This is a genomic window from Streptomyces sp. NPDC057565 (assembly GCF_042801455.1).
Taxonomy (GTDB): Bacteria; Actinomycetota; Actinomycetes; order Streptomycetales; family Streptomycetaceae; genus Streptomyces; species Streptomyces yanii.
Window position 1 is genome coordinate 230,554 of the sequence record NZ_JBHVFU010000005.1, and the last position, 24,453, is coordinate 255,006.

At 71.7% G+C, this 24,453-nt stretch carries 24 protein-coding genes; 8 read left to right on the top strand and 16 right to left on the bottom strand.

Going from position 1 to position 24,453, the window contains the following annotated elements; all coding sequences use genetic code 11:
• Window positions 1-34: 34 nt before the first annotated feature.
• Complete coding sequence (locus ACFU8W_RS13525) at window positions 35-226, top strand: DUF1059 domain-containing protein (RefSeq protein WP_345513105.1); 192 nt, start codon at window positions 35-37, stop codon at window positions 224-226.
• A gap of 391 nt (window positions 227-617) precedes the next feature.
• The gene (locus tag ACFU8W_RS13530; protein WP_384035780.1) at window positions 618-1,403 is read left to right on the top strand and encodes a hypothetical protein; all 786 of its coding nucleotides are present in this window, start codon (window positions 618-620) and stop codon (window positions 1,401-1,403) included.
• A gap of 107 nt (window positions 1,404-1,510) precedes the next feature.
• Here the strand turns inward: ACFU8W_RS13530 and ACFU8W_RS13535 are convergent, their stop codons facing one another.
• From ACFU8W_RS13535 to ACFU8W_RS13545, 3 genes are read right to left on the bottom strand one after another with little or no spacing between them, the layout of a single operon-like run.
• Complete coding sequence (locus ACFU8W_RS13535) at window positions 1,511-2,086, bottom strand: histidine phosphatase family protein (RefSeq protein ID WP_384035783.1); 576 nt, start codon at window positions 2,084-2,086, stop codon at window positions 1,511-1,513.
• A gap of 47 nt (window positions 2,087-2,133) precedes the next feature.
• Window positions 2,134-2,580, bottom strand: a complete 447-nt coding sequence (locus ACFU8W_RS13540; RefSeq protein ID WP_384035786.1) for a GNAT family N-acetyltransferase — start codon at window positions 2,578-2,580, stop codon at window positions 2,134-2,136.
• A complete protein-coding gene (locus ACFU8W_RS13545) occupies window positions 2,573-4,054 on the bottom strand; it encodes a PLP-dependent aminotransferase family protein (RefSeq protein WP_384035789.1) in 1,482 nt (493 codons plus the stop codon). The genes ACFU8W_RS13540 and ACFU8W_RS13545 overlap by 8 nt, the downstream gene beginning before the upstream one ends.
• Here ACFU8W_RS13545 and ACFU8W_RS13550 point away from each other — a divergent pair.
• Together ACFU8W_RS13550 and ACFU8W_RS13555 are read left to right on the top strand one after the other, a co-directional pair.
• Complete coding sequence (locus tag ACFU8W_RS13550; RefSeq protein WP_384035792.1) at window positions 4,053-5,117, top strand: DMT family transporter; 1,065 nt, start codon at window positions 4,053-4,055, stop codon at window positions 5,115-5,117. The two genes, ACFU8W_RS13545 and ACFU8W_RS13550, sit on opposite strands and share 2 nt — an antisense overlap.
• A 42-nt stretch (window positions 5,118-5,159) precedes the next feature.
• On the top strand, window positions 5,160-5,372 hold the full coding sequence (locus tag ACFU8W_RS13555) for a DUF1918 domain-containing protein (RefSeq protein ID WP_345513099.1): 213 nt from the start codon (window positions 5,160-5,162) through the stop codon (window positions 5,370-5,372).
• 73 nt (window positions 5,373-5,445) lie between these two features.
• On the opposite strand, the gene ACFU8W_RS13560 is transcribed toward ACFU8W_RS13555, so the two are convergent.
• Window positions 5,446-6,744 (bottom strand): glycoside hydrolase family 10 protein, encoded by a 1,299-nt coding sequence (locus ACFU8W_RS13560; RefSeq protein WP_384035795.1) that lies wholly within the window; start codon window positions 6,742-6,744, stop codon window positions 5,446-5,448.
• A 190-nt stretch (window positions 6,745-6,934) separates the two neighbouring features.
• Between ACFU8W_RS13560 and ACFU8W_RS13565 the strand changes: the two genes are divergently transcribed.
• A complete protein-coding gene (locus ACFU8W_RS13565) occupies window positions 6,935-7,795 on the top strand; it encodes a 3-hydroxybutyryl-CoA dehydrogenase (RefSeq protein ID WP_384035798.1) in 861 nt (286 codons plus the stop codon).
• Window positions 7,796-7,870: 75 nt separating this feature from the next.
• Here the strand turns inward: ACFU8W_RS13565 and ACFU8W_RS13570 are convergent, their stop codons facing one another.
• The 9 genes from ACFU8W_RS13570 to infC all read right to left on the bottom strand — a co-directional run bounded on the left by ACFU8W_RS13570 (window position 7,871) and on the right by infC (window position 17,878).
• Window positions 7,871-8,401, bottom strand: coding sequence for an NUDIX domain-containing protein (locus ACFU8W_RS13570; protein ID WP_345513097.1), 531 nt, complete (start codon window positions 8,399-8,401; stop codon window positions 7,871-7,873).
• An 87-nt stretch (window positions 8,402-8,488) separates the two neighbouring features.
• On the bottom strand, window positions 8,489-9,832 hold the full coding sequence (locus ACFU8W_RS13575; RefSeq protein WP_384035801.1) for a transcriptional regulator: 1,344 nt from the start codon (window positions 9,830-9,832) through the stop codon (window positions 8,489-8,491).
• 438 nt (window positions 9,833-10,270) lie between these two features.
• Complete coding sequence (pheT, locus tag ACFU8W_RS13580; protein ID WP_384035805.1) at window positions 10,271-12,784, bottom strand: phenylalanine--tRNA ligase subunit beta; 2,514 nt, start codon at window positions 12,782-12,784, stop codon at window positions 10,271-10,273.
• Entirely contained in the window at window positions 12,784-13,923 is a 1,140-nt protein-coding gene (gene pheS, locus ACFU8W_RS13585; RefSeq protein WP_345513093.1) for a phenylalanine--tRNA ligase subunit alpha, read from the bottom strand. The genes pheT and pheS overlap by 1 nt, the downstream gene beginning before the upstream one ends.
• Before the next feature lie 169 nt (window positions 13,924-14,092).
• Window positions 14,093-15,268: an ATP-binding protein gene (locus ACFU8W_RS13590; RefSeq protein ID WP_384035809.1), complete on the bottom strand. Its 1,176-nt coding sequence runs from the start codon at window positions 15,266-15,268 to the stop codon at window positions 14,093-14,095.
• Between the two features lie 132 nt (window positions 15,269-15,400).
• Entirely contained in the window at window positions 15,401-16,243 is an 843-nt protein-coding gene (locus ACFU8W_RS13595) for an RNA methyltransferase (RefSeq protein WP_345513090.1), read from the bottom strand.
• A 116-nt stretch (window positions 16,244-16,359) separates the two neighbouring features.
• The gene (rplT, locus tag ACFU8W_RS13600) at window positions 16,360-16,743 is read right to left on the bottom strand and encodes a 50S ribosomal protein L20 (RefSeq protein WP_003970214.1); all 384 of its coding nucleotides are present in this window, start codon (window positions 16,741-16,743) and stop codon (window positions 16,360-16,362) included.
• Between the two features lie 106 nt (window positions 16,744-16,849).
• The gene (gene rpmI / locus ACFU8W_RS13605) at window positions 16,850-17,044 is read right to left on the bottom strand and encodes a 50S ribosomal protein L35 (protein WP_030918579.1); all 195 of its coding nucleotides are present in this window, start codon (window positions 17,042-17,044) and stop codon (window positions 16,850-16,852) included.
• Window positions 17,045-17,164: 120 nt separating this feature from the next.
• Window positions 17,165-17,878 (bottom strand): translation initiation factor IF-3, encoded by a 714-nt coding sequence (gene infC / locus ACFU8W_RS13610; protein ID WP_345513087.1) that lies wholly within the window; start codon window positions 17,876-17,878, stop codon window positions 17,165-17,167.
• 341 nt (window positions 17,879-18,219) lie between these two features.
• Here infC and ACFU8W_RS13615 point away from each other — a divergent pair, with 341 nt between their 5' ends.
• On the top strand, window positions 18,220-18,582 hold the full coding sequence (locus ACFU8W_RS13615; protein ID WP_037700593.1) for a DUF1844 domain-containing protein: 363 nt from the start codon (window positions 18,220-18,222) through the stop codon (window positions 18,580-18,582).
• A gap of 186 nt (window positions 18,583-18,768) precedes the next feature.
• On the opposite strand, the gene ACFU8W_RS13620 is transcribed toward ACFU8W_RS13615, so the two are convergent.
• A complete protein-coding gene (locus ACFU8W_RS13620) occupies window positions 18,769-19,593 on the bottom strand; it encodes an SseB family protein (protein ID WP_384035814.1) in 825 nt (274 codons plus the stop codon).
• An 86-nt stretch (window positions 19,594-19,679) separates the two neighbouring features.
• Between ACFU8W_RS13620 and ACFU8W_RS13625 the strand changes: the two genes are divergently transcribed.
• Window positions 19,680-20,567, top strand: a complete 888-nt coding sequence (locus ACFU8W_RS13625; RefSeq protein WP_384035816.1) for a serine hydrolase — start codon at window positions 19,680-19,682, stop codon at window positions 20,565-20,567.
• Window positions 20,568-20,586: 19 nt separating this feature from the next.
• Here the strand turns inward: ACFU8W_RS13625 and mycP are convergent, their stop codons facing one another.
• Both mycP and ACFU8W_RS13635 read right to left on the bottom strand, forming a co-directional pair.
• Window positions 20,587-21,789 (bottom strand): type VII secretion-associated serine protease mycosin, encoded by a 1,203-nt coding sequence (gene mycP / locus ACFU8W_RS13630; RefSeq protein ID WP_384035819.1) that lies wholly within the window; start codon window positions 21,787-21,789, stop codon window positions 20,587-20,589.
• Window positions 21,786-22,682, bottom strand: a complete 897-nt coding sequence (locus tag ACFU8W_RS13635) for a hypothetical protein (protein WP_384036206.1) — start codon at window positions 22,680-22,682, stop codon at window positions 21,786-21,788. Before ACFU8W_RS13635 ends, mycP begins: the two co-directional genes overlap by 4 nt.
• A 547-nt stretch (window positions 22,683-23,229) precedes the next feature.
• Here ACFU8W_RS13635 and ACFU8W_RS13640 point away from each other — a divergent pair.
• Complete coding sequence (locus ACFU8W_RS13640) at window positions 23,230-24,432, top strand: amino acid deaminase/aldolase (RefSeq protein ID WP_384035822.1); 1,203 nt, start codon at window positions 23,230-23,232, stop codon at window positions 24,430-24,432.
• Window positions 24,433-24,453 lie beyond the last annotated feature (21 nt).

The following is a 24,453-nucleotide window of genomic DNA, read 5'->3' on the forward strand; positions in this document are numbered from 1 at the left end:
CGCCCTAGAGTGGAAGGGAGCAGGGAGGTGCCTCATGCGGAAGGTCGCCGACTGCCGGGAATACCCCAGCGAGACGAAATGCACGCTTGCCCTCGCCGGTGAGCCGGAGGAAGTGGTCCGCGCCACCACCGAGCTGGCCGTCCGGATGCACGGTCACGCGGACGGACTGGAGCTGCGGGAGCAGATCGGGTCCGGGCTTCAGGACGAGCCCACGCAGCTCGCGTGAGCCGCGACGTGGCCCGGTTCGCATCACCCGGATGCACCGCGGCGCACACGCATGCCTTCGCGGGGCCGTGTGTCGCGGTCCCCGGGGTCCGATACCCGCCCCCTGTGCGCACATGCCGAACGAAGGGTTCGCCCCACCGTGCCCGTACGCCGGTCACTCTCCGGAAGAATCGCGTGACCTGCCGCCCGACGAGGCCGAGCAGGGCCATCCGGACCGCTGTGCTCGGTCTGCTCCCGATCGCCGCGTCCCAGCCCGCCCGGGTGCGCGAGACATCCTGCGCACCCGTGACGGCACGGGCAGTGTCCCGCAGGGTCTGATCACCGCGCGGACATCCGGTTGATCGCTACCCTGTCTCCCTCCGCCACGGGGCGGGGAGAGACAGGGGTGGGACATGCGCAGAAGAATTGCCGTGCTCGCTGCGGCGGGAGCGGTGGCCACCGCGGTCGTGGTGGCGCCGGCCGCACACGCGGAGGGGCGCGGTGACATCCGGGTCACCAGGACCGTCGTGAACGGCGGCAGCAATGTGATCGTCGGGGTCACGAACGTCAAGAAGTTCACGATCGCCATGACGATCAAGGACAACTCGGGCGTGAAGCGGGTCAACAGTGTCTCCGCTTTCAACCGGACCAACGGTTACGGGCCGGTGGATCACCTCGGTACATCGTGCACGAAGGTCAGCACGACGACGTCCGTGTGCACCGCGACGATGCAGATCGACCCGGCGTGGATCGACTCCTACGGGAGCGGGAACGAGGGCTGGGACGCCAACGCGGTAGCGGGGACCTGGCGGGTCGACGCAACGGTCGCAGCCAATGACGGGGACTACTGGATCTCCGACGCCATCGGGTCCTTCAAGGTGAAGCGCGCCGCGACTCTGACCACGGACGCCACGCCCGAGCCGGTGAGGAAGGGGGGCACGCTCACCGTCACCGGAAAGCTGTCGCGGGCCAACTGGACGGACCTCAAGTACCACGCGTTCACCAAGCAGGTGGTGAAGTTGCAGTACAAGAAGCCCGGCGGCGCGTACAGCACCGTGCAGACCGCGACCACGGACAGCAGGGGCCACCTCCGTGCGACGGTGAAGGCCACCGCTTCGGGCAGCTGGCGCTGGGCGTTCCTCGGTACGACCACGACCATGAAGGTCGTCTCCACCGGTGACGCCGTCACGGTGAAGTGACCTCGCGGCGGGCCGGGAACCCGGCCCGCCGACGGGTCACAGCGCCTCGTACTGGTCGGACTGGTGGGAGGGCGCCGCACACCCCACGGGTGGGACGGCTCGTCGGTTCAGCAGGCGCCCGCTTCGAGGCTCAGGCTCCAGCGGCCCCGCAGACCGATGAGCGTGATCGTGGAGAGCGGGCGGACGTCGACATTCCAGTACGTCGAGGGCGGCGCCCCCAGCGCGTAGACGAGGGCGGCCCGGACGACGGACGGCTCGGCGACGGCGACGATCGAGCCGTCGCAGGCCGGCCGGGTGTCCAGCCAGCCCCCTATCCGCGCGATGAAGGCGAGCAGCGGCTCGCCGCCGTGCGGTGCGGAGCGCGGGTCGGCGAGCCAGGCGTCCACCGCCGCGGGTTCGCGGGCCGCGACATCGGAGAGGGTCCAGCCCCGCCAGCGGCCCATGTCGCAGTCGCGCAGGGCGGGCTGGGCCATGGGGGCGAAGCCGAGCGCCTCACCGGTGGCGCGGCTGCGGGCGGTCGGCGAGCAATAACGCAGTTCGGCGGCGCCCAGGGGCACCAACGCCCGTGCGGCGAGCTGCACTTCCTGCCAGCCGGCCTGATCGAGCGGCCGGTCGTCGTCAAAGCGCTCGGCCAGCAGGGAAGAGCTGCGCGCCGCGGCGACGAGCGAGACTCGAACACTCATGGCCGAGATCGTGGAGCCGAACGCCGCCCAGGTCAAGAGGGCGAATTTCAGACGGCTCCGGGACGGTCGAACCGGAAGTACATCCACTTCTCGGGGTCCTTGAGCGGCTGGAACCCGACCTTCGCGTAGACGCCGTGGGCGTCATCGGTCGCGAGAGTGAGCCTGCGGATGCCGGTCGGGGCGAGGTGGTCGCGCACGGCGGCGGCGAGCCGGGTGCCGAGCCCGTGGCCGCGGGCCGACCGGTCGACGTACACATCGCAGAGCCAGGCGAAGGTGGCGTGGTCGGTCACCACCCGGGCATAGCCGACCTGCTCCCCTGAAGTGGATTCGTACGCGCCGAAGTTGAGCGAACCGGCGATGGCCAGATCCTGCTTCTCGCGGGTACGGCCGAGCGCCCAGTAGGCGTCGGTGGAAAGCCAGTGGTGGATCCGGGCCGGGTCAAGCCGAGCCGGATCGGACGAGATCTCATAACGCTCCCGGGGGATGTCAGCCATGCCCGGAGGATAGGTCGCGGCGGCCGGGGACGGCGAAGAGTTTGTCGCAGGCGGTACGCAGCCGTCGTACGCCCTCGGCGATCTCGCCCGCTCCGGCGACCGCGGCGAAGCTCAACCGCACCTGGGCGGCCGGAGGTTCGGCGCAGTAGTACGGGCGGCCCGGCGCGACCGCGACACCCGCGCGCAGGGCGGCCGACACCAACGCGGCTTCGTCGGGGCCGGCTTCGGCATCCGGCAGCCGCAGCCAGAGGCTCCCGCCGCCCGCCGGAACGTGCGGGAGCGACAGGCCGGGCAGTTCGAGCCGCAGGGCGGTCGTCATGGCGGTACGCCGGTTCCTCAACTCCGTGGGCACCGAACGCAGATGGTGACCCCAGGCCGGGGAACCGACCAGTTCGAGCGCGGCTTCCTGGAGCGGACGAGGGACGAAGAAGCTGTCGACGATCTGGATGGCCCGCAGCCGTTCCAGCACCGGCCCCCGGGCGGCCAGCGCACCCACTCGCAGGCTTGGCGAGGTGATCTTGGTGAGGGAGCAGACATGGACGACGACGCCGTCGGGGTCGTCGGCGGCGAGCGGCGCGGGCAGCGGGCCCGCGTCGTCATGGACGAGACGGCGCGCGAAGTCGTCCTCGATGACGAACGCCCCCGCCTCGCGGGCGATCCGGACGACCTCACGCCGACGGTCCGGGGCCAGGACCGCGCCGGTCGGGTTCTGGAAGAGCGGCTGGCAGACGAAGACGCGAGCGCCCGTGGCACCGAAGGCGGCGGCCAGCAGATCGGGGCGGACCCCGTCGGCGTCGACCGGGACCGGGACGGGACGCAGTCCGGCGGCACGGGCAGCCGCCAGCATGCCCGGGTAGGTGGGCGATTCGACGAGGACGGGGGCGCCGGGCGGGGCGAGGGCGCGCAGAGCGGTGGCCAGGGCGCTCTGGCCGCCCGCGGTGATGAGTACGTCGGCGGCGGTGAGCGAGGGTCCGATCTCGCGGGCGAACCAGGCACGGAGCTCGGTGAGCCCGTCGGTGGGCGGCCGGCCCCAGGCTCCGGGGCGGCGGCCGGCCCGGGCGAGGGCGGCGGCGAGCGCCCGTTCGGGCTGGAGCGAGGGGTGGAGGTAGCCGCCGTTCAGCTCGATGACGCCGGGCGGCGGTGCGGCGAGCGTGACCAGGACGCCGGACGCGTCGACGGTACGGGGCACGACCTCCGGTCCGCCGTCGCCGCTGAGAGAGACCTCCTGCCAGGAGGTGTCGCCGGGCGGGGGCACGTCGGCACGGGGCTCCGCCCGGAAGGCGCCGGAGCCGGGGCGGGTCACGACGAGCCCTTCGGCGGCGAGCTGCGCGATCGCCCGGGAGACGGTCACCGGACTGACCCGATAACGCTCCACGAGCGCCCGGCTGGATGGCAGCTTCCCACCTGGTGAGTAGCGGTTCAGTTCATCTCGAAGGGAACTCGCCAGCTCAGCAACGCTGCTACGCTCTTGCATGACAGCAAAGGATAGCGCTACCCGTCAGGTGTCGATAGCGGTCGCCTCCCCTTCGACAGCAGTTGCCCCATCGGCGGGCCGGAGCGGCACACTGCTCGCCGGGCTCGGCGTCGTCGCCTTCTCGCTGACCTTCCCGTCCACGGTCTGGGGACTGGAGAGCTTCGGCCCCTGGTCCCTGGTGACCCTGCGCAGCCTGCTCGCGGCACTGATCGCGGGCAGCGTGCTCCTCGCGGGACGGGTCCCGGTGCCCGACCGCCGCCACTGGGGCGGGCTCGCGGTCGTCGCCGGTGGTGTGGTGGTGGGGTTCCCGCTGCTGACCACGCTGGCCCTGCGGACCTCCACCTCGTCGCACGCGGCCGTGGTGGTGGGGTTGCTGCCGCTGACCACGGCGGTCCTCTCGTCCCTGCGGACCGGGTCGCGTCCGCCGCGCACCTTCTGGATCGCGGCACTGGCCGGCGCGGCCGTGGTGATCGTGTTCACCGTGCAGCAGAGCGGAGGCGCGCTCTCCTCCGGCGATCTCTTCCTGTTCGGCGCGCTGCTGGTATGCGCGGCGGGTTACACCGAGGGCGGCAGACTGGCCGCGGTCATGCCGGGCTGGCAGGTGATCGGCTGGGCACTGGTCCTCGCGGCGCCGCTGATGGTGGCGGGCGCGGTGGTCGCGCTTTCCTTCGAGCCCGTGCGGCTGACCACGCACGGGGTCATCGGCCTGGTCTGGGTGGCGGCGGGTTCCACCTTCGTCGGCCTGTACGTCTGGTACCGCGGCATGGCGGAGATCGGGGTCCCGCGGGCGAGCCAGCTTCAGCTCGCGCAGCCGCTCCTGACTCTGGTGTGGTCGTTCCTGCTCCTCGGCGAGAAGGTCTCGGCGGCCACACCCGTGGCGGCGGTGGCCGTCCTCGTCTGCATCGCGGCCACCCAGCGGGCGGGGGCGCGGCGCCAGGGGGCGTCCGGCGTGGCCCACGACGGCCAGGGCACACGCGCCACGGCGGCCTCAACCGCGCCCAGTTCCCGCCCTGTCCGAAAAGAGTCACCGGTACGCCCGGTGCGCGGGCGGATCCGGTCATAGACTTGTCGACATGGACCGTCACCCGTGAGGAGGTCACTCCCTATGGAGGCACACGCGGGCGACCGGCTGCTGACGCACGGCAGGACCGTGGGGCAGCACGACCGGGTCGCAGAAATCCTCGAAGTGCTCGGGGACGGGGGCGCTCCCCCGTATCGCGTCCGCTCCGAGGACGGACACGAACACCTGGTTTCGCCAGGTCCCGACACCATCGTCCAGCACGCCGTGGTCCGGCACCGGGGCCCGGAGACCCCGTAGGTTCCCCGGGCACACGGCACCGCCCCGACCGCGCCACCCCTCGTTGCGCCCTCTCCGCCTCGGACCCCTCGGGTCAGCGGGGAGGGCGCACTCTGCTGCGGTAGTGGTCCGCCACGACGCGCGCCATCATGCCGGCCCGGTCGGTGACCACGTCCTTGCCCGAGAAGTAGACATGCCCGCGGACCTGGTCGTAGCCGGCGGCGAGGTCGATGTGACGAGAGAGCTCGGCCGGGTCCTGCCAGGCGGCGGGCTGGGCGGGGTCACCGCCCTTGTAGAGCGCCTCGCCGACGAAGAGGTTGACCCCTGTGCCCCGTACCACCGCGTCCCACCAGGGGACCAGCTTGGCGTAGTCGGCGGCGGCGAAGCCGATGTTCCAGTAGATCTGCGGACAGATGTAGTCGATCCAACCCTTCTTCACCCAACCTCGGGTGTCGGCGTGCAGGTCGTCGTAGGTCTGCACCCCTGCCCTGGTGTCCGAGCCCAGCGGGTCGGTCCCCGCATTGCGCCAGACACCGAAGGGGCTGATCCCGAACCGGACGTGCTTCTTGATCTTCTTGATCCCCGCGGACATCTCGCGGACCAGCTTGTCGGTGTTGTCGCGGCGCCAGGCGGCCTTGTCCGGGAAGCCCGCGCCGTACTTCGCGTAGGTGGCGTCGTCGGCGAAGACCTGTCCGGCGACCGGATACGGGTAGAAGTAGTCGTCCCAGTGGACGGCGTCGATGTCGTAGCGGCGGACCGCGTCGAGCATCGCGTCCTGGACGAAGCGGCGCACCTCGGGCAGTCCGGGGTTGTAGTAGAGCTTCCCGCCGTACGGCAGGACCCAGTCGGGGTGCAGCCGCGCCGGATGGGTGGGGACCAGCCGGGACGGATCCGTGTGGTTGGCGACCCGGTACGGGTTGAACCAGGCATGCAGTTCCAGGCCGCGGCGGTGCGCCTCACGGACAGCGGTGCCCAGCGGGTCCCAGCCGGGGTTCTTCCCCTGGACGCCGGTGAGGTACTGGGCCCACGGCTCGTAGGAGGACGGCCACAGGGCGTCGGCGGTCGGCCGGACCTGCAGGACGACGGCGTTCAGCCGCCGGTCGACGGCCTCGTCGAGGTACGCGATCAGCTCGGCCTGCTGCGCCGCCGCCGTCAGGCCGGGCGCCGAGGGCCAGTCGATGTTGGCGACGGTGGCGACCCACATACCGCGCATCTCGCGCCGGGCGACGCGCGGGAGATTCACACCCGGCCCGGGCGACGCGCCCGCCCCGGACGGAACCGGCGCTTCCCGCGGTACGGCGAGAGCCTCGGCCGCACCCGCGACCGAGGCCGTCATCCCCGCGACCACCCCGGCCGCACCCGCCACAAAGCCCCTTCGGGCCATTTGCCGCATTTCGTTGCCACCTGCCGTCTCTGTGTCCTCGTACGTCACCCCCGGCACTGGGGGTAACGCAGAGCATGCCCGCCCCGGCCCGTCATGACCCGTAGGCCGCGGAGTAACGTCGGGGGGTCGAGGCGGGGACCGGAATCAGACGGGAGCCCGCCGAACGGAGATGAGCGAAAGGCACGAGGTGACGGACTCTATGGCCGACATTGCACGCGTCGGAGTGGTGGGCTGTGGCCAAATGGGCGCAGGCATCGCGGAGGTGTGCGCCCGCAGCGGACTCGACGTCATGGTGGCCGAGACCACCGGCGAGGCGCTGGAGATCGGTCGCACCCGGCTCCACAACTCCCTCTCGAAGGCCGCCGAACGCGGCAAGATCACCGACGAGGAGCGCGACGAGACACTCGGCCGCCTCAGCTTCACCACCGACCTCGGCGAGTTCGCCGACCGCGATCTCGTGATCGAGGCCGTCGTGGAGAACGAGCAGGTCAAGACCGAGATCTTCCAGGTGCTCGACCAGGTGGTGACCCGGAAGGACGCGATTCTCGCCTCCAACACGTCCTCCATCCCGCTGGTGAAGCTGGCTGTGGCGACGTCCCGCCCGGACCAGGTCATGGGCATCCACTTCTTCAACCCGGCCCCGGTACAGAAGCTCGTCGAGCTGATCCCCGCTCTGACCACGTCCGACGAGACGATCCGGCGCTCCGAGGCACTGGTGCAGGACGTGCTGGGCAAGCATCCGATCCGCGCCCAGGACCGCTCCGGCTTCGTCGTCAACGCTCTGCTGATCCCGTATCTCCTCTCCGCGATCCGGATGTTCGAGTCGGGTATCGCCAGCCGCGAGGACATCGACAACGGCATGGAGCTCGGCTGCGCCCACCCGATGGGCCCGCTGAAGCTCTCCGACCTCATCGGCCTGGACACCGTGGCCTCGGTCGCCGACTCGATGTACGCCGAGTTCAAGGAACCGCTGTACGCCGCTCCCCCGCTGCTCCAGCGCATGGTCGACGCGGGCCGGCTCGGCCGCAAGACGGGCTCGGGCTTCTACCCGTACTCCTGACCTGCCGGTCGTCGTACCGCCCGCGGGGTCGGCCGGGGATGTCCCGGCCGGCCCCGATCGCGTGGGCGGCGTGCCTCACCCGATCCGTAAGTGATGGAGCATCAGCAGCCCGGCCACCGTGTTGGCCGCCGGTACCTCGCCCCGGGCGATCATGTCGGGCACCAGCTTGAGCGGTATCCACTCGCGGCGCGACGACTCGAAATCGTCCTGCGGAGGGCCGGTCCAGGTCGCCTCCTCGGCCCAGTAGAGGTGGTGCCGGGCGTCGGTGAGGCCGTTCGACGGCTCCACGGTCAGCAGCGGCCTCAGCGGGCCCGGGCGCCAGCCGGTCTCCTCCTCCATCTCCCGGGCGGCCGCGGCCTCGATGCCCTCGCCGTCCTCGACCACACCGGCGGCGAGCTCCCAGCCCCAGCTGTCGGTGATAAACCGGTGCCGCCACAGCAGCAGGACCTCGTTGGCCTCGTTGACGACGGTCGCCGCGGCGACGGCCCGGAGCCGGACGAGGTAGTGGTCGAGGTGACGGCCGTCGGGAAGAACGACATCCGCCAGATTGACCCGGAACCAGCGGTTCTCATAGACAGTTTGTTCGTTCAGATTCGTCCACTGCACAGCTCTGCCACCTTCCGACACGTTGGTGGCAACATGGCAGCAGGAGCAGGGTCGGAGGGGAACGTTCCCGGCGTACGTTCAGTACGTTCACAGCGGTACGCGCAACGCCCCGTCGATCAGCTCGGCGGCCTGTTCCGCTTCTGCACAGCCACTCCCGACCAGATCCTCGCGCACCGCCCGCAGCCGGTCCCGCAGCCGCTGCGACTCCATACCCCGGGCCCGTTCCGCCATCTCCACGGCCGTGCCCGCCGCCCGGTCCGCCTCCCCCTGCCGCAGCTCGATATGGGTCAGGATGGCCAGTCGGTGCACGCGGCCCCGGTCGTGCGCCGGGGTACTGACCGCCGCAGCGGCGTGCTCCCGAGCTCCCGGCAGATCGCCGAGGCTGAGCAGGGCCTCCGCCACCTGCACATTGACCAGGCCCGGTTCGACGTACCCCGTCTCGTCGGGTTCATGGCCGGGGCGGATGCGCTCGGCCTCGGACTCGGCTCGCCGGATGCACTCCAGGGCGCTGTGGCCGTCGCCGAGGTGCGCGTACGCCTTCGCCTGCATCGCGTACAGATCGGCCGCCAGCGCGGGCGTGATGTGCCGTCCCGCGGCTCGCAGTGCCGCCTCCGCGAAGGCGACGGACTGCCGGTAGTCGGCGAGGAACAGCGACTGGTTGACCAGCAGGGCGATCACATACCCGCCGAGACCCCGGTCCCCGCTCGCCTTGGCCAGCCGCAGCGCCTGGTGGAAGTAGCGCTGGGCGAGACCGTGCGCGTCGGAGTCGTAGGCGCAGATGCCCGCGACGGCCACCAGCCCGCCGATCGCCCGGTGCAACTGACGGCCGGTCGCGTCGCTGTAGCCGCCACGCAGCAGCGGGGCGGTCTCGGCGTTGAGGAAGCCGACGATGCGGGAACGCGTCGCGATGCCGCCGGCCCTGCGGTACATCAGTTCGTAGTGGGCGCGGGCGGCACGCAGCATCGCTATGTCGGCCGCGCCGACACGTGTCGGACCGGCACGGGAGACATCGGCGTCCTCGGGCGGGTTCTCCCACTCCCAGACGGGCATGACCGCCGTCGTGCCGGTGACGGCGGCCGCGGCGAGGACGTGCGGGCGCTGCTGTTCGTCCGAGCGCCACAACGCGGTGGCCCGTTCGACGAAGCCGGTGAGCGTCGAACCCGGCACGACCGTGCCTCCGCCGCCGCAGGTCGCCATGCCGATGTCGTCGAGGGAGACCGGTCGGCGCAGCCGGTCGCCGAGCACCTCGCAGATCAGGTCGGGCGCCTGCCCGCGGGGCCGCTGGCCCTTCAACCAGCGGGCCACGGCCGTGTGTTCGTACCGCAGGGACAGTCCGCGGGCACGCCCGGCCTGGTTGATGTGCGCGGCAAGACCTGCCCGGGAGACGCCCGCCTCGTCGATGAGGGCTTCGAGCAGGATGTTGGGCTCCATTGCCCCTCCTAAGGCCTGTCGCCCCAGTGGAGCATGTTTCACACGGGGTGTGAACGGAATGCCCGAACCGTCCCGCCGCGCACTCTGGTGCACCGGGGTACGAATCGGTTGAATCAGTCGCCTCGCAAGAGGCGGCCGGGTCGTCTGCTCCCCCTCGTACAGTTGACGACCCGCACCCGCGTCGCTCGCTCTGCCGACCTGCCCGACACTCCGTGGCAGCGCGGACGACGCCGGATCGCACGACCCACTGCCCACTGATCGGAGGGTGGCTGCGGGGTCGGGCCGGACCCGGGTTCCCCCGGGCCGGGCCGGGGCCCGCGTGCGGTCCCCACGCCGTTCGGCGAGCGCAGAAGGAGGGGGCGTATCCGGTAGCCGGATACGCCCCCTCCTCACTTTCTGCGGCCGGTTCGGCCTCGATGGCCGGTCGCCGTCGGCGCGCTACGCCCCCCGCAGCACCGCACCCGTCCGCTCCGCGGCCAGCGCGACCGCCGTGTCTCGGGCGGCCGTGGCCTCGTCGACGGTCAGGGTGCGGTCCGGCGCGCGGAACCGCAGCGCGTACGCCAGGGACTTCCTGCCCTCGCCGATCTGCTCACCGGTGAACACGTCGAACAGCCTCAGTGATTCGAGGAGTTCACCCGCACCCTCCCGCAACGCCTGCTCCACGTCGGCGGCGGGCACGTCCTGCGCGACGATCAGCGCGACGTCCTGGGTCGCCACCGGGAAGGTGGAGATCCGCGGCGCCTGGAGTGCGCCGTCGACGGCCTGCTCCAGGAGATCGAGATCGATCTCCATGGCGCAGGTCCGCTCCGGCAGGTGAAGCTCCTTGATGACGCCCGGGTGCAGCTCACCGGCGTGCCCGACGAGGACCTCCGCGTCGTTCGCCGTGACGAACAGCGCGGCGCAGCGGCCGGGGTGCCACGGCGCGTGCTGGTCGTTCCGGACGGTGAGCTCGACACCCGCCTCGCGGGCGATGGCACGAGCGGCCTCGATGGAGTCCGCCCAGCCCACCGGGCGGCCCTTGCCCCACCAGCCGGCCTGCTCGCGGGCGCCCGCGAGGACGACCGCGGCGCGGCGCGGCTGATGCGGCAGCGCGGCGTTCAGCCCGGCGATCTGCTCGTCGCCGGGACGGTGGTCGACGGGCAGCCGCACGGCCGCGGTCTCCTCGCCGGTCGGCCGGAAGACCAGTCCCGTCTCGAAGAGAGCCAGGTCATGGCTGCCGCGGCCGTCGTTGCGCCGCAGTGCGCCGAGGAGGCCCGGCAGCAGCGTGGTGCGCAGCGCCGGCTCCTCGTCGGAGAGCGGGTTGACGAGCTTGACCGTACGGCGGCGGGCGTCGTCGGCGTCGAACCCGAGCTGGTCCAGCACCGCGTCGCCGATGAACGGGTAGTTCAGCGCCTCGACATAGCCGGCTCCGGCGAGCGCCCGGCCGACCCTGCGGTGCAGCCGCTGGCGGTCGGTGAGCCCGCGCCCGGACGGCGGCGTCGGCAGCGTGGACGGGAGGTTCTCGTACCCCTCCAGCCGGATGACCTCTTCGGCGAGGTCGTTCGGCTCGCTCAGGTCGGGCCGCCAGGACGGCACGGTGACCAGGAGCTCGTCCTGCCCGTAGACGTCGCAGCCGACCTGCTGGAGGCGGCGTACGACGGTCTCGCGGCCGTACGCGACACCGGCCACCCGGTCGGGGTGGTCCGCGGGCATCGCGATGGTGCGGGGCGCGGACGGAGCCGCGACCTCGGTGACGCCGGCCTCGGCGGTGCCGCCCGCGAGCAGCACCAGCAGGTCGACGGTGCGCTGCGCGGCAGCGGCCGCGGCCTGCGGGTCGGCGCCGCGCTCGAAGCGCTTGGACGCCTCGGACGACAGCTTGTGACGGCGTGCGGTCCGGGCGATCGAGATCGCGTCGAAGTGCGCGGCCTCGATGACGACCTCGGTGGTGGTGCTCCCACCGTTCTGGGTGTCGGCGATCTCGGTGTTGGCACCGCCCATGACCCCCGCGAGACCGATCGGCCCGCGGTTGTCGGTGATGACCAGGTCCTCGGCGTCCAGGACGCGGGCCGTGCCGTCGAGCGTGGTGAGCTTCTCGCCCCCCTGGGCGCGGCGCACCCCGATCGGCCCGTCGATACGGGTGCGGTCGTAGGCGTGCAGCGGCTGGCCGAGCTCCAGCATCACGTAGTTGGTGATGTCGACGGTGAGCGAGATCGGGCGCATCCCGGCCTTCTGCAGCCGGCGCTGCATCCAGATCGGGGAACGCGCCTCGGGATCCAGGCCGACGACGGTGCGCGCGGTGAACCGGTCGCAGCCGATCGGGTCGGCCACGTTCACCGGGTAGCCGAACGCGTTCGGCGCGGGCACGTCGAGGAGAGCCGGGTCGCGCAGCGGCAGCCCGTACGCGATGGCGGTCTCACGGGCGACGCCGCGCATCGAGAGGCAGTAGCCGCGGTCGGGGGTGACGGCGATGTCGAGGACCTCGTCGACGAGCTGGAGCAGCTCGATCGCGTCCGTGCCGACCTCGTGCTCCGGCGACAGCACGATGATGCCGTGCGTGCCGTCGTCGCCCATGCCGAGCTCGTCGGTGGAGCAGATCATGCCGTGCGAGGTCCGGCCGTACGTCTTGCGTGCGGCGATCGCGAAGTCGCCGGGCAGCACGGCGCCGGGGAGGACCACGACGACCTTGTCGCCGACGGCGAAGTTACGGGCTCCGCAGACGATCTCCTGCGGCTCACCGGTGCCGTTGGCGGAGCCGACGTCGACGGTGCAGAAGCGGATGGGCTTCTTGAAGCCCTCCAGCTCCTCGATGGTCAGTACCTGTCCGACGACCAGGGGGCCCTTGAGGCCGGCGCCGATGTGCTCGACGGTCTCGACCTCCAGACCGACGGCGACGAGCTTGGCCTGTACGTCACGGCCGGTCTCCGTCGCCGGCAGGTCGACGTACTCCCGCAGCCAGGAAAGCGGGACGCGCATCAGATCTCCATCCCGAACGGCCGGGTGAACCGGACGTCACCCTCGACCATGTCTCGCATGTCTTCGACGTTGTGGCGGAACATCAGCATTCGTTCGATGCCGAACCCGAAGGCGAATCCGCTGTACTTCTGGGGGTCGACGCCGCAGGCGATGAGCACCTTGGGGTTGACCATGCCGCAGCCGCCGAGCTCGATCCAGCCCTCGCTGCCGCAGGTGCGGCAGGGGCGGTCCGGGTTGCCGACGGACGTGCCGCGGCAGACGTAGCAGACCATGTCCATCTCGGCGGACGGCTCGGTGAACGGGAAGAAGTTCGGCCGCAGCCGGGTCTTCATCTCGGGGCCGAAGAGCGCCTGGACCATGTGGTCGAGGGTGCCCTTGAGGTCCGCCATGGTGAGGCCCTCGTCGACGGCGAGCAGCTCGATCTGGTGGAAGACCGGGGTGTGCGTCGCGTCGAGCTCGTCGGTGCGGTAGACCCGCCCGGGGCAGACGACGTAGACGGGCGGCTCGCGGTCGAGCAGGGTGCGGGCCTGGACCGGCGAGGTGTGCGTACGCAGCACGATGCCGGACTCGTCACCCGTGGTCGGCTTCCCGTCGGGCGTGGTGCCCTGGACGAAGAAGGTGTCCTGCATCTGCCGGGCCGGGTGGTCGGGCACGAAGTTCAGGGCGTCGAAGTTGAACCACTCCGCCTCGACCTCGGGGCCCTCCGCGATCTCGTAGCCCATGGCCACGAAGACGTCCGCGACGCGCTCCATGATGGTCGTCAGGGGGTGGCGGGCGCCGGCCGGGGTGCGGTCGTACGGCAGCGTGACGTCCACCGCCTCCTCGACCAGCACACGGGCGTCCCGCTCGGCCTCCAGCTCCGCCTGACGGGCGGCGAGGGCCTTGCTCACGGCGCCGCGGGCCTGGCCCACACGCTTGCCCGCCTCGGCCTTGGCCTGCGGCGGCAGTGCGCCGATCTCCCGGTTGGCGAGGGACAGGGGCGAGGTACCACCGGTGTGCGCGGTCTTCGCCTGGGCGAGCGCGTCGAGGTCGCCCGCGGCGGCGAAGGCGGTGAACGCCTCGTCCCGCATGCGCTCGATCTCTTCCGGTTTCAGTGCCTCGACCTCGACTGGGTCGTACGACTTGTTCGGTGCCGACATCTCTTCCCGTGCTTCCGATTGGCTGGTGGCGCGGCCCCGCTCGACGACCGGAGGACGCAAAGGTGCCAAAGGTCGAGTCTAAAGGCCACGAGGGGTGGAGGAAGCCCGCGGGCTGCTCAGGCTCTCCCGTCGCCCGCCGCCGCCCTGCCTGATGGCTTCGCAAACTCTCTTATTTCAGAAAAGCCGGAGCCCCCACGGGCAGAATAAATCGGAATTCCGCGCCGCCGCCGGGGCCTCGGCCGACCGTGATCGTGCCGCCGTGCGCCTCGACGATGCCCTTGACGATGTAGAGGCCCAGCCCCGTACCGCCGCGCTTGCTCCCCCGCCAGAAGCGGGTGAAGACACGGCCCATCGACTCCTCGGGAATGCCGGGGCCTTCGTCGCTCACGGTGACGGCTGTTCCCTTCTCGTCGCTCTTCGCGGGTGCGGGTGCGAGTTCAATGGTGACGGTTCCCTCGCCGTGACGCACCGCGTTTTCCAGCAGGTTGCCGAGGACCTGGTCGACCTTGTCCGGGTCGGCCCACACTGCGGGCAGCGGCTGCCGGGTGCGGACGAGGAAGCGGTCGGGCGTCTGGCCGTTGGCGGTGAGGGCCTGGACGTGGCGTTCCACGGCGGCGGAGAGGTCGACCGGCTGGCGGCGCAGCTCCAGGCGGCCGGAGTCGATCCGGGAGATGTCGAGCAGCTCGGCGATGAGCCGGGTGACGCGATTGGCGTCGGCGTCGACGGTCTCCAGCATCAGGCGCTTCTGGTCGTCGGTGAACCGTTCCCACTTGGCCAGCAGCGTCGCGGTGAAGCCCTTGACGGAGGTCAGCGGGGAGCGCAGCTCGTGGGCGACGATCGCGATCAGTTCGGCGTGGCTGCGCTCGGTGCGGCGACGGGCCTCGGTGCCGCGCAGACTGATCACCAGCCGGCGTACCGGACCGGTCGGGTACTCACGTACGTACCGGGCGGCGACCAGGACCTCGCGGCCGCCGGGGAGCAGCAGGTTCCGCTCGGGCTGGCCGACCCGGGTGGCGAGGCCACCGTACGGATCGGTCAGGGCCCACCAGCGTCGGCCCTTGAGGTCCTCCAGCGGCAGAACGTGCTCCAGCGGGCGGCCGAGTGCGGCGGTCCTGGGTACGGCGGTGATCCGGGCTGCCGCCGAGTTGAAGCAGATGACCCGGCCCGTCCGGTCGGCGACGACGAGTCCGTCGGGGAGGTCGTCCGGGTCGATGCCGGATGCGACGGTGTCGTCCGCGGGGCCGTTGCCCTCGCCGTCGGCCGGGGAATTCCCACCGTCCGGACCCCGGTCGGCGCGCACGTCGGCCGGGTGTGTCTCGCGCGGCCTGCTCATGCCGACAGACATATTCCCGTACCCCACCTCTCGAACCGGTGCAGTGGGCCCCCGAGTCCGTCACCCTACTAGTCGTCGGTGACGGAGCGACACCCTGTGGGGGCGCACGGCTGCGGTGCGCCGGTCGGCGGGGTACGGGGCCGGTCAGCCGGCGGTACGGCGGGGGCGCTGGGCGCGGGCGGAGGCGTACAGGCAGACGGCCGCCGCGGTGGCGAGGTTGAGGCTTTCCGCCTTGCCGTGGATCGGCACCCGGACGACGGCGTCGGCCAGCGCCCGGGTCTCCTCGGGCAGCCCCCACGCCTCGTTGCCGAAGACCCAGGCGGTGGGACCGCCCATGGTGCCTGCGTCGAGCTCGTCGTCGAGGTCGTCGTCGCCCGCGCCGTCGGCGGCGAGGATCCGTACGCCGGCGTCCCGCAGCCCCTGGACGGCCTGCTCGACCGGTACGCCCACGACGACCGGCAGATGGAAGAGCGAGCCGACCGAGGCACGCACGGACTTGGGGTTGTAGAGGTCGACGGAGGCGTCGGTGAGGACGACGGCGTCGGCGCCCGCGGCGTCGGCGCAGCGCAGCACCGTACCGGCGTTCCCGGGGTCGCGTACGTGCGCGAGGACGGCGACCAGGGTGGGCTTCGCGGCGAGGACGGACTCGAACGGCGAGTCGAGGAACCGGCAGACACCGATGAGACCCTGCGGGGTGACGGTCTGCGACACATCGGCGAGAGTGTCGCCGTCGGCGAGGTGCACCCGGGCGCCGGCCGCGTGGGCGGCGTCGATGATGTCGGCGTACCGCTCGGCCGCCTCGACGGTGGCGAAGAGCTCCAGCAGGGTCGGCTCGCCGTCACTGCCGCGGTGTTCCGCGGCCTCGCGCACGGCCTGCGGCCCCTCGGCGATGAACCGTCGCTCCTTGCCCCGGAAATTGCGCCGGGCGAGGCGCCGGGCGGCGGCGACGCGCGGCGATCGCGGGGAGATCAGTTCGGGGGTGGCCATGGTCGGCGGCGGGCCTCTCTGCGTGCGGAGGTACGGAACAAGGGGTGCAACGCACCGGACCCGCAGACGACGAGCGCCTGCGGGTCCGGCTCAAAAGCCAAGAAGTGTGCCCTGGATCAGGCGGCCTTCGGGGCGTTGACGTCACTCGGGAGGGCCTTCTGGGCAACCTCGACGAGAGCGGCGAACGCGTTGGCGTCGTTGACCGCGAGCTCGGCCAGAATCTTGCGGTCCACCTCGATGTTGGCGGCCTTCAGACCCTGGATGAGGCGGTTGTACGTCATGCCGTTCTGGCGGGCAGCGGCGTTGATGCGCTGGATCCACAGCTGACGGAAGTCGCCCTTGCGCTTCTTGCGGTCGTTGTAGTTGTAGACCAGGGAGTGGGTGACCTGCTCCTTGGCCTTGCGGTACAGGCGCGAGCGCTGACCGCGGTAACCGCTGGCGGCCTCGAGGATTGCCCGGCGCTTCTTGTGGGCGTTGACTGCCCGCTTGACGCGTGCCACTTGTTAACTCCTTGTAGCGGGGCCGTGGTTGGACTCACACGGCCCGGAAACGAATTGGTCCCGGTGTGATCGAGGTCGCGCCCCCGGATTCACCGGGGGCCGAACCTCACTTGCCGAGAAGCTTCTTGATCTTCTTGGCGTCGGCCGGAGCCACGACGACCGTGCCGGTCAGCGAGCGGGTCTTCTTGGACGACTTGTGCTCGAGCAGGTGGCGCTTGCCGGCCTTCTCGCGGAGCACCTTGCCGGAGCCGGTGATCTTGAATCGCTTGCTGGCACCGCTGTGCGTCTTGTTCTTCGGCATCGCGCCGTTCTCTCCTCGTAAGTGGCGCCCCTCGCGGTGCAGGCACCGGACAGCAGGGGCGTCAGATCTTGGTGGGGATTCCGAGGGGACCCGGGGCCGCCTGGATGGCGCCCCCTGAGGTCACGCCTCGGAAGGTGTCTCGGCCGAAGCCTCGGGCTGCGCCTCGGCCGGAGCCTCGGCAGCCTCTTCCGCAGCAGCCTCGGCGTCGGGGGTGTAACCCTGACGCCCCGCCTTGCGGGCGGCCTGGGCCTCACGGGCCTCGGCCATGGCTTCGGTCTTCTTCTTGTGCGGGCCCAGAACCATGATCATGTTCCGGCCGTCCTGCTTCGGGTTCGACTCGATGAAGCCGAGTTCCTCGACGTCCGAAGCGAGACGCTGGAGCAGACGGAAGCCCAGCTCAGGGCGGGACTGCTCACGACCACGGAACATGATCGTGATCTTGACCTTGTCGCCCTGCTTGAGGAACCGGACGACGTGACCCTTCTTGGTGTCGTAGTCGTGCGGGTCGATCTTCGGCCGGAGCTTCATTTCCTTGATGACCGTGTGCGCCTGGTTCTTGCGCGCCTCACGGGCCTTCATGGCCGACTCGTACTTGAACTTCCCGTAGTCCATGAGCTTGCACACGGGCGGACGGGCGGTCGCCGCCACCTCGACCAGGTCGAGGTCGTACTCCTGTGCGAGTTCCAGGGCCTTGGCAAGCGGAACAATCCCGACCTGCTCGCCGCTGGGACCGACAAGTCGCACCTCGGGAACGCGAATCCGGTCGTTGATGCGGGGCTCGGCGCTGATGGATCCTCCTCGGTAGCACCACGCGGCCGCCTGGCGGACAGCCACGTAACGTCTGTTTTGTGAGACCAACCGCACCAGTGCATCAAAAATGCCCCGGACGGGACACAGGCGGGGCTCCTGGAAAACCGGAACACCGCCGCGGTCAACCGCGGGGCGCATCGGGCGGCTCCATCGTCCGTACGGAACGATGGGCGCCACCTGACCGGTGACCTGCCGTCCCGGAGGATGGTCAGGTGGGAGATCGGAGCCTCCACTTGTGGGCCGGGCACATAGCTGCCCAGCCGGTCGTTACACCAGGTTAGCAGCTCACCGGGACAGGCGCTAACCAGCTGCCGCAGCCGCTCCCGCAGACGGAGCCGTGCCGGCGTGGGCCTATCGTATGGCGCATGAGTGACGCGACCCCCAGCAGTGAAACCCCCGGCTTCGACGACATGACCCGCGACATCGCAGAGGTCCCCGCGGTCGAGGTGATCGTGACGGTCGCCGTCAACCTGATGAGCGCGGCCGCCGTGAAGCTCGGCCTCACCGAGGACGGCGACGAGCACAAGGACCTCGACGAGGCCCGCAAGCTGGTCCACGCCCTGGCCGGCCTGCTGGACGCGAGCGCCACGGAGATCAGCTCGTTCCATGCGGCGCCGCTGCGGGACGGACTGAAGTCTCTGCAGCTGGCGTTCCGCGAGGCCTCGCTGGTACCGGACGAGCCCGGCCAGGGCCCCGGTGAGAAGTACACCGGCCCCGTCTTCGGCTGAGCCTCCGCCCCCTCCTCCCCTCCGTACGACTGTGAGCCCCTGCCCGGACGGGCAGGGGCTCACAGCATTCCCGGCACACCCTGCTGAGCTCCGCGCGTCCCGGGGCGGGGTGGGGTCAGCCGGCGCACCAGCGCCGCGGCCCCACCGGCGGAGCGGCTGTTCGCGCGCGTCGGGCCGGTCGGGTGATCAGCGTATGAAGAGGGGCTCTCCTGGCGCGATCGTGTCGGCCGGAAGCAGCGCGAGGTCCAGGCCCCGCACCAGGCGTGCCCGCAGGACCTCGTCGGCGGCGAGCGATTCCGCAACCCGGCGGGCCGTCTCGGCGGGGGCCGCTTCGGGCGCCAGGACCAGGGCGAGGGTGCCTCCTGACCGTCCCGGGACGAGGTGGGCGCGGAGCACGGCGGGCTCGGCGGCGACCGCGTCCCGTACCGCGGAGGTGACCGCCGGGTCGTCCAGCGGGTCGGCACTGGTGCGGCCCTCGGCGAGGGCGAGCAGCGCGGAGCCGGTCAGTTCGTACGCCACAGGACCGGCGAGGTCGAGCACCACCGTGTCCGCCTTCTCGTGCGCGGCCGCCTGCAGCGCCTGGTGCAGGGGAACGGCGACGGGGCGGGCCTGCGGGTCCCAACGGGCCAGCGAGGCGGTCGAGGTGAAAGCGGGAAGCGCGCGACGGTCACCGGCCTGGAGGGTGGGGACGGCCATGTCGCTGGTCTTCTCCCGGCGCAGCCCGCCCACCCGTCGCCCACCACCACCCTTGCCGGGCGCTTCGCGACTGTCCTCCTCCCGTCGCCCACCACCACCCTTGCCGGGCGCTTCGTGACTGTGCTCCTCGTCCTCCTCCACCTCTCCGAGGACGGCGACGACGGGGACCAGGAGCCGGGCTCCCTTGAGCGCTTCGAGGACCGGGCCGACGGCCGTCCGGTCCTCGGCCCAGGCGGCGAGCGCCGCGGTCAGTGCGGGGTCGGCCGTGCCGTCGTCGTCGGAGTAACCGGGGTCCGGAATGTTCTTCAGCGCCACAGGGCGAGCGTAGTCGGTGCGGTTTCTCACCATGTCCTCAGGTGCGACACAGCCCTCTGCCAGGTGCTCTTCCTAGCGTCCGCTCCATGCCCCTGTCGATACCGAAAAGACGTTCCTCCGCGTTGTCCGCCGGAATGACGGCCGTGGTGCTGCTGGCAGGTTCGGCCGCCGGAGGCATGTACTCGATGGGCCGGCCCTCCGATGCGGCGCCCCGCCCCGTGGCTTCCGTATCGTCGACGGCCCCGGTGGTGACGAGCGAGGAGCCGCAGGTGGATCTCGACGCGGAGCTGGCAGCGGCGGTGACGCCGCTGACCGGTGACTCCACGATGTCGGTCGCGGTGCTGGACACCGACAGCGGCGACGGCGCGATGTACGGGGAGCGGATGTACGCCACCGCGAGCATCGTCAAGGTCGACATCCTCGCGGCGCTTCTGCTGCAGGCCCAGGACGACGAGCGGGAGCTCACCGGCTACGAGCGCAGCCGGGCCGTCACCATGATCGAGAACAGCGACAACGACGCCGCGACCTCGCTGATGCGGGCGATCGGCGGGGCGGCCGGACTCGACGCGGCCAACCAGCGGTTCGGCCTGACGAGCACGACCGCCGCCCGGGCCTGGGGGCTGACGCAGACGACGTCGGCGGATCAGCTGAAGCTGCTGCAGACGGTGTTCGGTACGCGTTCGAAACTGACCGGGGCCTCCCGTACGTATCTGCAGGGGCTGATGCGCCGCGTGGCGGCCGACCAGCACTGGGGAGTGTCGGCGGCGGGCAGCGACTGGGCGCTGAAGAACGGCTGGATGCCGCGGAGCGCCACCGGGCTGTGGGACATCAACAGCATCGGGCAGGTGAAGGCCCACGAGCACACGTATCTGGTGGCGGTGCTCTCCGCCGGGCAGCAGACGAAGGAGACGGGCATTGAGCGGGTGGAGTCGGTCGCGAAGGCCGCGGTGAGGGTGCTCGACAGGGCGCGGTGAGCGGGCCCCCCGGCCTGCTTCAGCGGCGCACGAAGGGTTTCCTGCCGCGCCACAGCAGTACGGCGAGCGCCAGCAGCACGGCTCCGAGACCGCCCGCGATCGGGGCGAGCCAGCCGGCGGGAGCTTCGTCCTGGGGCTGCGGGGTGGGCCCGGGGCCGAAGTACCGCTTGCCGTAGCCGGTTTCGGCGGAGCCATCGGACGCGGCCGACTCGGCTTTGAGACCGGCCGGGCGGAGCGTGCCGCCCGCCTTGATCGCGGCGGCCGGGTCGACGATGCCGTAGCCCCGGGAGTCGTCGCGGCCGCCCTCGGGTGAGTTGCGCGCGGTGTCCATGAGGAGCTTCTTGACCTGGGCGGGCGACAGTCCCGGGTGGGCGGCCCGGACCAGCGCGACCGCGCCGGAGACGAATGCGGAGGCGGCCGAGGTTCCCCACTCGATGTAGTAGTGACGGTCGGGGGACGGGACGACGATGTCGACGCCGGGGGCGCTGACGGTGGCGTACCAGCGGCGGGTGGAGAACGCAGCGTGCGTGCCGTACCGGTCGACGGCGGCAACCGCGATCACACCGGGGTAGGCGGCGGGATACGAGATGTGGTCGCCCTTCTCGCCCCCGTTGCCCGCCGAGGCGACGACGACGGCGCCCTTCTTCAGCGCGTACTGGATGGCGGCGTCCTCACCGCCCTCGGGGTGTGCGGACTCGCTGTCGTCGCCGAGGGAGAGGTTGATGACGTCGGCGCCGTGGTCGGCGGCCCAGCGGATGCCGTCGGCCAGCGCCGTACCGCGGGACCGGCGGGCCTTGGCGCGGGACGGGTCGGAGGCTTCGAGGATCACCCGGACCGGAAGGATCTTCGCTTCGGGGGCGATGCCGAGCACCCCGTCACCGCGGCCGACGCCGTGACCGCGGCCCGCGATGATGCCGGCCATCGCGGTGCCGTGCCGGGCCCAGGAACGGTCGCCGCGCCGGGCGCCGAAACCGATCATGTCCTTGCCGGGCAGCACCTGGCCCGCCAGGTCGGGGAGGCTGTCGTCGACCCCGGTGTCGACGACGGCGACGGTGATCCCCTTGCCCCTGGTGGTCTGCCAGACCCGGTCGGTGTGGAGCGCCTGGAGGCCCCACTGCTGGGGCCGGATCGTGTCCGCGCGGGCGGGGACGGCGGGCAGCAGCGCGAAAGCGGTGGCGGCGCAGACCGCGCCGAGTGCGCGGCGGCGGTGGCGGCTGCTCATTGCGGCTTCTCCGAGAGGTCGGTGACGGTCCGGCGCATTCCGCGCTCGATCCGGTCGGCGATGCCCTTGGCCTCATGACCGAGACCTGCCTGCGCCACGGCCGTCGTGGAGTCCGCGGCCAGCGCGTCGGCGGCGGGCTGCGGATCGGTGACCGTACGCCCGTCGGCGAAGCCGGAGACGGCGAACACGACGACCGGTACCTCGGTCAGCACATGGACGGTCCAGGCGGCGCGCTGCCCGTTGCCGAACCCGGCGGCAGCGGTGCCCTTGACGGCGTACGTACGGGGCATGAGGTCGGTGCGGGTGTCGAGGTGCTGATCGGTGAAGCGGATGCTCAGCGCCCTCATCGCGTCGGCTCCGCCCTCGGTGAAGACCATGCCGACCGTGGTGACGCTGCTGGAGGTGGCGTCGGCGTACGTGGCTCGCAGCAGCCGTTCGCAGCCGACCGGTCGGAGCGTCCTGAGGAGCAGGGGGTCGAGCCCGCTCGTGCAGCCGCTGTCCGGGGCGACGCCGATCCGGGTCCAGACCCGGTCCGCGCCGCCGGGACCCGCGCCTTCGCCCTTGAGGGTGCGCGGGAAAAGGGTGTCCACGGGGATGTCACGCCAGGCGGTGCGGCCGGTGACATACGGGTCACGGGCGCCGGGATCGGCCGAGGATTCGCTGGTGAGATAGGTCCCGGTGACCGCGCCGCCGATCAGCCCGAGCCCGAGCACGACACAGGCCGCGGCCGCCGCGGTCCTGGCCGGATGACGGGCAGGGACGGGGCGCAGCCGGGTGGTGGTCTCGGTGGGCGTCTCGGGACCGGGGTACGGGCGGTGGCCGTGGGGATACGGGACATGACCGCCCGGGTGGGGTGGGGGCGGTATCGCGCCGGGCCGCGGTGTGAGGTCCACGGCGCCGACCGGCCGGCGGCGGGTCGCGGCGGGTGGCGCCTCGGGGCGGGGCGGAACGGGTGCGGGGGCAGGGCCGGGGGCGGCGACCGGGCTCACGGGACGGAGCCGCGTGGTCGTCTCCACGGGCCTCTGCTCCGGGACCGTGCTCTGGGGGCGGCTCTCGGTACCGCTCTGGCTCTGGCTCTGCAGCGGAACGGGATGCTGCGCCGGATTCGGGCCCGGGGTCGCCCGGTCCGGGGACGCGGTGGGCAGGGTCGGGGCCGGCGGCTCCGTCATGTGCCCCGACTCGTCCGGGGGTCCGGCCGGGTGGGGTGGCGTCGTCGGGCGGGGCGGCACGGGAGCGCGCTGCGCCTCGGTACTCATCCGCCCCCCTGGTCCACGTTCCGTACCGCTCGCGGATCACCGTCACAGGCAGGCCCGTTGGTCACCGCGTGCTCGTCACTCTACGGGTTGGGAGGGGTCGGGCGGGAGCGGGGCGTCGCGGCCCGGGAGATCTGCCCGGATCATCCCCCTACCCAGCGGTAGTGACGTCTGGCAAGCTGCGGCCATGACTGCCCGTGCCGCTGACCGGACCCGCTACGACCGGGCCACCGCCCACCTCGACGCCCCGATCGCCGTCGTCGATCTGGACGCCTTCGACGCGAACGCCGATGATCTCGTCCGCCGGGCAGCGGGAAAGCCGATCCGGGTCGCGAGCAAGTCGGTGCGCTGCCGGACCCTGCTGGAGCGGGTGCTCGCACGGCCGGGCTTCGCCGGGATCATGTCGTTCACGCTGGCCGAGTCGTTGTGGCTGGCCCGGGCAGGGTTCGACGACGTCCTGCTGGCCTACCCGTCGGCCGACCGGTCCGCCTTCGCCGAGCTGGCCGCCGACCCGAAGCTCGCCGCCGCGGTGACGGTGATGGTGGACGACCACGCACAGCTGGAACTGATCGACGCGGCGCGGGCCGGTGGCCAGGAGGAGATCCGGGTCTGTCTGGAGCTGGACACCTCGCTGCAGCTGCTCGGCGGCCGGATCAGGATCGGGGCGCGGCGTTCGCCGTTGCGCTCCCCCGCCCAGCTGGCGGAGCTGGCGCGCTCGGTGGCGCGCAGGCCCGGTTTCCGGCTGGTCGGTCTGATGGCGTACGAGGGGCACATCGCCGGGGTCGGGGACGCGGTCGCGGGCCGGCCGTTGCGGTCCCGGGCGATCCGGCTGATGCAGGCGACGGCCCGCAAGGAGCTGACGGCCCGGCGCGCGGAGGTGGTCCGGGCGGTGCGCGCGGTGGCGCCGGACCTGGAGTTCGTGAACGGCGGTGGCACGGGCAGCGTGCAGCATACGGCGGCGGAGTCCGCGGTGACCGAGATCGCAGCCGGGTCGGGGCTCTACGTACCACAGCTGTTCGACAACTACACGTCGTTCACCGCCCGCCCGGCGGCGCTGTTCGCGCAACCCGTGGTGCGGCGGCCCGGCGTGGGTGTGGTGACGGTGCTCGGCGGCGGCTACCCGGCCTCGGGGGCCGCGGGTGCGGACCGGCTGCCCGTCCCGTATCTGCCGGAGGGGTTGCGCTACGACCCGCAGGAGGGTCCGGGCGAGGTGCAGACGCCGCTGCTCGGCGCCCCGGCCGACGATCTGCTGATCGGCGACAAGGTGTGGTTCCGGCACGCGAAGGCCGGCGAGCTGTGCGAGCGCTTCGACGAGCTGCAGCTGATCGAGGGCGACCGGGTGACGGCGGCCGTGCCGACGTACCGGGGCGAGGGGAAGACGTTCCTCTGACCTGGGGGCCGAGGCGCGGGG

Bases quoted from the DNA above. Each gene is read 5' to 3' on its own strand.
- pheS (WP_345513093.1), bottom strand. From the start codon at position 13,923: ATGTCGGCACCGAACAAGTCGTACGACCCAGTCGAGGTCGAGGCACTG.
- ACFU8W_RS13530 (WP_384035780.1), top strand. From the start codon at position 618: ATGCGCAGAAGAATTGCCGTGCTCGCTGCGGCGGGAGCGGTGGCCACC.
- ACFU8W_RS13640 (WP_384035822.1), top strand. From the start codon at position 23,230: ATGACTGCCCGTGCCGCTGACCGGACCCGCTACGACCGGGCCACCGCC.
- ACFU8W_RS13540 (WP_384035786.1), bottom strand. From the start codon at position 2,580: ATGGCTGACATCCCCCGGGAGCGTTATGAGATCTCGTCCGATCCGGCT.
- ACFU8W_RS13625 (WP_384035816.1), top strand. From the start codon at position 19,680: ATGCCCCTGTCGATACCGAAAAGACGTTCCTCCGCGTTGTCCGCCGGA.
- ACFU8W_RS13595 (WP_345513090.1), bottom strand. From the start codon at position 16,243: ATGGCCACCCCCGAACTGATCTCCCCGCGATCGCCGCGCGTCGCCGCC.
- ACFU8W_RS13535 (WP_384035783.1), bottom strand. From the start codon at position 2,086: ATGAGTGTTCGAGTCTCGCTCGTCGCCGCGGCGCGCAGCTCTTCCCTG.
- ACFU8W_RS13590 (WP_384035809.1), bottom strand. From the start codon at position 15,268: ATGTCTGTCGGCATGAGCAGGCCGCGCGAGACACACCCGGCCGACGTG.
- ACFU8W_RS13615 (WP_037700593.1), top strand. From the start codon at position 18,220: ATGAGTGACGCGACCCCCAGCAGTGAAACCCCCGGCTTCGACGACATG.
- ACFU8W_RS13525 (WP_345513105.1), top strand. From the start codon at position 35: ATGCGGAAGGTCGCCGACTGCCGGGAATACCCCAGCGAGACGAAATGC.
- pheT (WP_384035805.1), bottom strand. From the start codon at position 12,784: ATGCGCGTCCCGCTTTCCTGGCTGCGGGAGTACGTCGACCTGCCGGCG.
- rpmI (WP_030918579.1), bottom strand. From the start codon at position 17,044: ATGCCGAAGAACAAGACGCACAGCGGTGCCAGCAAGCGATTCAAGATC.
- ACFU8W_RS13575 (WP_384035801.1), bottom strand. From the start codon at position 9,832: ATGGAGCCCAACATCCTGCTCGAAGCCCTCATCGACGAGGCGGGCGTC.
- ACFU8W_RS13550 (WP_384035792.1), top strand. From the start codon at position 4,053: ATGACAGCAAAGGATAGCGCTACCCGTCAGGTGTCGATAGCGGTCGCC.
- ACFU8W_RS13560 (WP_384035795.1), bottom strand. From the start codon at position 6,744: ATGCGGCAAATGGCCCGAAGGGGCTTTGTGGCGGGTGCGGCCGGGGTG.
- ACFU8W_RS13555 (WP_345513099.1), top strand. From the start codon at position 5,160: ATGGAGGCACACGCGGGCGACCGGCTGCTGACGCACGGCAGGACCGTG.
- mycP (WP_384035819.1), bottom strand. From the start codon at position 21,789: ATGAGCAGCCGCCACCGCCGCCGCGCACTCGGCGCGGTCTGCGCCGCC.
- ACFU8W_RS13545 (WP_384035789.1), bottom strand. From the start codon at position 4,054: ATGCAAGAGCGTAGCAGCGTTGCTGAGCTGGCGAGTTCCCTTCGAGAT.
- ACFU8W_RS13565 (WP_384035798.1), top strand. From the start codon at position 6,935: ATGGCCGACATTGCACGCGTCGGAGTGGTGGGCTGTGGCCAAATGGGC.